Raw genomic sequence first — 4,968 nt, forward strand, 5'->3', positions numbered from 1 at the left:
TGGCCTTCTTCGCTCGGGGTATTGAGGTGCTGTTTCAAATTCACGTTGTCGCTCACGGGTGTTGTTCCACTCACTAAAGTCTCTGTCATCATCGTCATGCGGCCACCCCTTTTTCGTCCCCTGTCAGGCTCTTGTAACGCTCGGCGAAGAACTCCCGAACGTTGGCGCATTGTGTTTCCGTACCATCCAAACGATTGAAGTGGGCGCGAAACTCCCTGGCGCCCGGCAAGGTTGCGAGATACCAGCCCACATGCTTGCGCGCAATGCGCACGCCCATCACATCCCCATAGAAAGTGTGAAGGGCGGCCAGATGTTCCAGCAGAATGCGTTCCACCTCGACCAGCTCCGGCGCCGGCAATTTCTCGCCGGTGCGCAGGAAGTGATCGATCTCGCGAAAAATCCACGGCCGCCCTTGAGCGGCTCGGCCTACCAACAGGCCATCGGCACCGGTCGCGTCGAGCACGTAACGGGCCTTTTCCGGCGAATCAATATCGCCATTGGCAAACACCGGTATCGACACGGCCTGCTTGATCGCGGCAATCGTGTCGTACTCGGCTTCACCGGTGTACAGATCGGCGCGGGTACGGCCATGCACCGCCAGCGCTGTAATGCCGGCCTGCTCAGCGATCTTCGCCACGTTCAGGCCGTTCTTGTTGTCGCGATCCCAGCCAGTGCGGATCTTCAAGGTCACCGGCACATCAACTGCCGCCACGACGGCGTGCAGGATCTCGGTGACCAGTGCTTCATCTTTCAACAGCGCGGAACCGGCAGCCTTGTTGCAGACTTTTTTCGCCGGGCAACCCATGTTGATATCAATAATCTGTGCGCCCAGTTCGACGTTGGCCCGTGCTGCATCCGCCAGCATCTGCGCATCGCCACCGGCAATCTGCACCGAACGGGGTTCGGGATCGCCTTCGTGGATCATGCGCATGCGCGACTTGCGGGTATTCCACAGGCTCATGTCACTGGTGACCATTTCCGAGACTACAAGCCCTGCGCCCAAACGCTTGCACAGCTGACGAAAGGGCTGATCGGTGACCCCCGCCATCGGGGCGAGAATCAAGCCGTTCTGCAATATGTATGGGCCGATGCGTACCGCCGACATAGGACTTCCCTGAAGTGGGGCCGGATCATGAGAGTTCGAAAAAGGGTTGGCATGATACCCGCTCTCGATGACTGGATAAAGGCTGAATTGAACAAAATCTGAACAGTTATTCTGTTATTGCCAGCGGTTTGGTTGCCGGATGCAAAGTCAGAAAACTGCCGTCAAACCTGAAACGCTGCGGCAGCTCACTCGGGCGAGTGGAAGCTCAGGCTGTAATTCACCGCTTTTGGGCCTGGGTCAAGGATGTCCAGAGCGATGTGGATCGGCGTCTGCTGCGGCATTTCTGCCAGTCCTTCGAGATCGCCGCTGAGGTATTCGCCGGGTTTGAAGCGACGACTGGCGATCAGCTTGCCGTTAAGGTCGGCGAAGCGCAGTTCCAGCAGCGGAAACGGTTGGGAGAACGTCGCGCGGTTATAAATGATCGCATCCACCACCAATGCACCGCTGAACTCCGGGTGGCTGCGCACCACCAGGTTACTGCTTTTGATTTTCGCGATGTCGACCTTGGACGGCACCGTGCAGCCGATCTGCGGGCAGAACTCCTGAAACCACGGGCGGTACTGGTCCTGGCGCGCCAGTTCGTCGAAGTGATAAGCGATGTATTGCCCGGCGAGGCCAGCAGCGGCCAGCAACACCAAAGTCAGCCAGATCAGGCGACGACCCCAAGGAGAGCGGCGTTTTTGCCAGTCGAGCTGGAGTGGGTCATCGGTCAGATCTTGCAGGACTTCGGCGCGAACTCCTGGCTCGGCACGTTCGCGCTTTTTGCGCGGCGCTTCGATGGGCGGCAGGTCATCGTCGGGCTCCGCGGCGGCGGACAGGCGTTCGCGGCGGGCCGCCGGATCGATCGGGTCGTGCAGGCGCAGTTGCGGGATCGGCGGTTCGTCGTCCAGATCCACCGGTTCGAGCGTCAGTGACGGCTCGGTGCGGTGATTGTCTGCCGGTTCGATTTCGTCGATTTCCGGTTCTGTCTCCGGCGTGTGCTGATCGGCGCGCTCGCTGAACAGGCTGTCGCGCCAAACCGGGTCATCGCCGTCGGGGCTGTCGCGTCGGGCGCTCAAAGAGTCTTCGCGCTGACGACCGAATTCGGTTGTCGGCTGGATTTCCCGTTGTTCGAGGCGGGCGAGTTCTTCGTCCAGATCCAGACTGTCCAGATCCAGTTCGGTGGCGCTCCATTGCTTTTGGCTGATGGCGCGTGGCGCTGGAACTGGCGGTTCGACGATGACCGGCGGCGGTTCGATCACCGGCGACGGCTCGACGATGGCTGGCGCCACCGGAATAACCGCATCCTTGCCGGCGTGTTGTTCAAGCAGCTGTTTGGCTGCGTTGAACACTTGCAGGCAGGAGCCACAGCGAACCACTCCGCGGGCCACGCTCAATTGAGCATGGCTGACGCGGAAGCTGGTTTGGCAATGCGGGCACTGGGTGACGAAGCTGTCGGTCATGCGGCGATCCGGATTATGCAGGCGGTCATTCTAGCGCCGACGCCCGGTGATGCGCACCCAGCCATCGCGATTGGCAATCGGGTCCAGATCGAAGTCCTGAGCATAAGCGGCGGCGACTTCATTACCTTGCTCGGCAAGAATACCCGACAGCGCCAGACGGCCGCCCGACCTGACCAGGCTCGACAACTGCGGCGCCAGCGAAACCAGCGGGCCGGCCAGAATATTGGCGACCAGTACATCGGCTTTGACCTGCGGCAGATCTTCCGGCAGGTACAGCGGGAACAGTTCGTCGGCAATGCCGTTGCGTCCGGCGTTATCGCGCGATGCTTCCAGCGCTTGCACGTCGATGTCGGTGCCGACCGCTTGTTTCGCGCCGAGCAGCAGCGCGGCGATAGCGAGAATCCCCGAGCCGCAGCCGAAATCGAGCACGTTGCAGTCTTTCAGATCCTGGCCGTCGAGCCATTCCAGGCACAGCGCGGTGGTCGGGTGCGTGCCGGTGCCGAACGCCAGGCCCGGGTCCAGCAGCAGATTGACCGCATCAGGCTCGGGTGCGGCGTGCCAGCTCGGCACGATCCACAGGCGCTGGCCGAACTGCATTGGCTGGAAACCATCCATCCAGCTGCGTTCCCAGTCCTGGTCTTCAATGACTTCGCTGTGATGCTCGGGCAGCGGGCTGCCGGTCAGCAGTTCCAGATGGGCCAGTACGCTGGCGGCTTCGGTGCCACCTTCGAACAAGGCCAGCAGGTGCGTGTGCGACCACAGCGGGGTGGTGTTGAGTTCCGGCTCGAAGATCGGCTGATCTTCGGCGTCCATGAAGGTCACCGATACGGCGCCGACTTCAAGGAAAGCGTCTTCGTAGGTTTCGGCTTGTTCCGGGCTGATGGCGAGTCGTACTTGCAGCCAAGGCATGGCGGGCACCTTTGAAAAATATTGATTGCAGCCTAGCGGCCTGCGAGAAGCGCGCAAGTTTACGCGAGCGCGGCGCAGAACACGAACATGGTTGAAGATCAAAAGATCGCAGCCTTCGGCAGCTCCTACATTGGAATGAGATCCCCTGTGGGAGCTGCCGAAGGCTGCGATCTTTTGACTTTGCTTTCAGAAACAACAAAGCCGCCCGAAGGCGGCTTTGTCTGGTGCGGGCTGAAGCTTAGTGCTTCTCGCCAGCCAGCTTGTGCTCGAGGTAGTGAATGTTCACGCCCCCTTTGCAGAAGCCTTCGTCACGAACCAGATCACGGTGCAGCGGGATGTTGGTCTTGATCCCGTCAACCACGATTTCGTCCAGGGCATTGCGCATGCGTGCCATGGCTTCTTCGCGGGTTGCGCCGTAAGTGATCAGCTTGCCGATCAGCGAGTCGTAGTTCGGTGGAACCGCATAACCGCTGTACAGGTGCGAATCGACGCGAACGCCGTTGCCGCCTGGAGCGTGGAAATGCTTGACCGTACCCGGGCTCGGCATGAAGGTTTTTGGGTCTTCAGCGTTGATCCGGCATTCCAGCGAGTGACCGCGGATAACCACGTCATCCTGAGTGAACGACAGCTTGTTGCCAGCGGCGATGCTGAGCATCTCCTTGACGATGTCGATACCAGTGACCATTTCCGAAACCGGGTGCTCCACCTGAACACGGGTGTTCATTTCGATGAAGTAGAAACTACCGTTCTCGTACAGGAACTCGAAAGTGCCGGCGCCACGGTAACCGATATCGATGCAAGCCTTGACGCAGCGCGCCAGAACTTCTTGGCGAGCCTTCTCGTCGATGCCCGGTGCCGGCGCTTCTTCGAGAACTTTCTGGTGACGGCGTTGCAGCGAGCAATCGCGGTCGCCCAGATGGATCGCGTGACCCTGACCATCGGAAAGCACCTGAACTTCCACGTGACGCGGGTTGGTCAGGAATTTTTCCAGATAGACCATCGGGTTGCCGAACGCTGCACCGGCTTCGGTGCGGGTCAGCTTGGCGAAGGCGATCAGGTCTTCTTCTTTATGCACAACGCGCATGCCGCGACCACCACCGCCGCCAGCGGCTTTGATGATCACCGGGTAGCCAACTTCACGGCCAATGCGCAGCGCCGTTTCTTCGTCTTCCGGCAGTGGGCCATCGGAACCGGGAACGGTTGGAACGCCAGCTTCGATCATCGCGTGCTTGGCCGATACCTTGTCGCCCATCAGGCGAATGGTGTCGGCTTTCGGGCCGATGAATGCGAAACCGGAATTCTCTACCTGCTCGGCAAAGTCGGCGTTTTCCGCGAGGAAGCCGTAGCCTGGGTGAATGGCGGTAGCGCCAGTCACTTCGGCTGCTGCAATGATGGCCGGGATGTGCAGATAAGAGTGCGCGGCAGAAGCCGGGCCGATGCAGACGGATTCGTCTGCCAGACCCAGGTGCATCAGCTCTTTGTCGGCCTTGGAGTAAACGGCGACGGTCTTGA

4 protein-coding genes and 1 pseudogene are annotated in these 4,968 nt (G+C 60.2%); all 5 read right to left on the reverse strand.

Going from position 1 to position 4,968, the window contains the following annotated elements:
- A pseudogene (locus tag ACIOZM_RS17475) lies at positions 1–98 on the reverse strand (DNA-binding transcriptional regulator Fis); the annotation flags it as partial.
- Positions 95–1,105, reverse strand: coding sequence for a tRNA dihydrouridine synthase DusB (gene dusB / locus ACIOZM_RS17480; protein ID WP_401216056.1), 1,011 nt, complete (start codon positions 1,103–1,105; stop codon positions 95–97). The pseudogene ACIOZM_RS17475 and the gene dusB, both read right to left, overlap by 4 nt.
- Before the next feature lie 185 nt (positions 1,106–1,290).
- Entirely contained in the window at positions 1,291–2,547 is a 1,257-nt protein-coding gene (locus tag ACIOZM_RS17485) for a DUF3426 domain-containing protein (RefSeq protein ID WP_401216057.1), read from the reverse strand.
- 30 nt (positions 2,548–2,577) lie between these two features.
- Positions 2,578–3,456: a 50S ribosomal protein L11 methyltransferase gene (gene prmA, locus ACIOZM_RS17490; RefSeq protein ID WP_401216058.1), complete on the reverse strand. Its 879-nt coding sequence runs from the start codon at positions 3,454–3,456 to the stop codon at positions 2,578–2,580.
- 238 nt (positions 3,457–3,694) lie between these two features.
- Positions 3,695–4,968, reverse strand: a 1,274-nt coding sequence (accC, locus tag ACIOZM_RS17495; RefSeq protein ID WP_401216059.1) for an acetyl-CoA carboxylase biotin carboxylase subunit, incomplete at its 5' end; no start/stop codon positions are given.

This window comes from Pseudomonas sp. NPDC087346 (assembly GCF_044744235.1).
In the GTDB taxonomy this organism is placed as follows: Bacteria; Pseudomonadota; Gammaproteobacteria; order Pseudomonadales; family Pseudomonadaceae; genus Aquipseudomonas.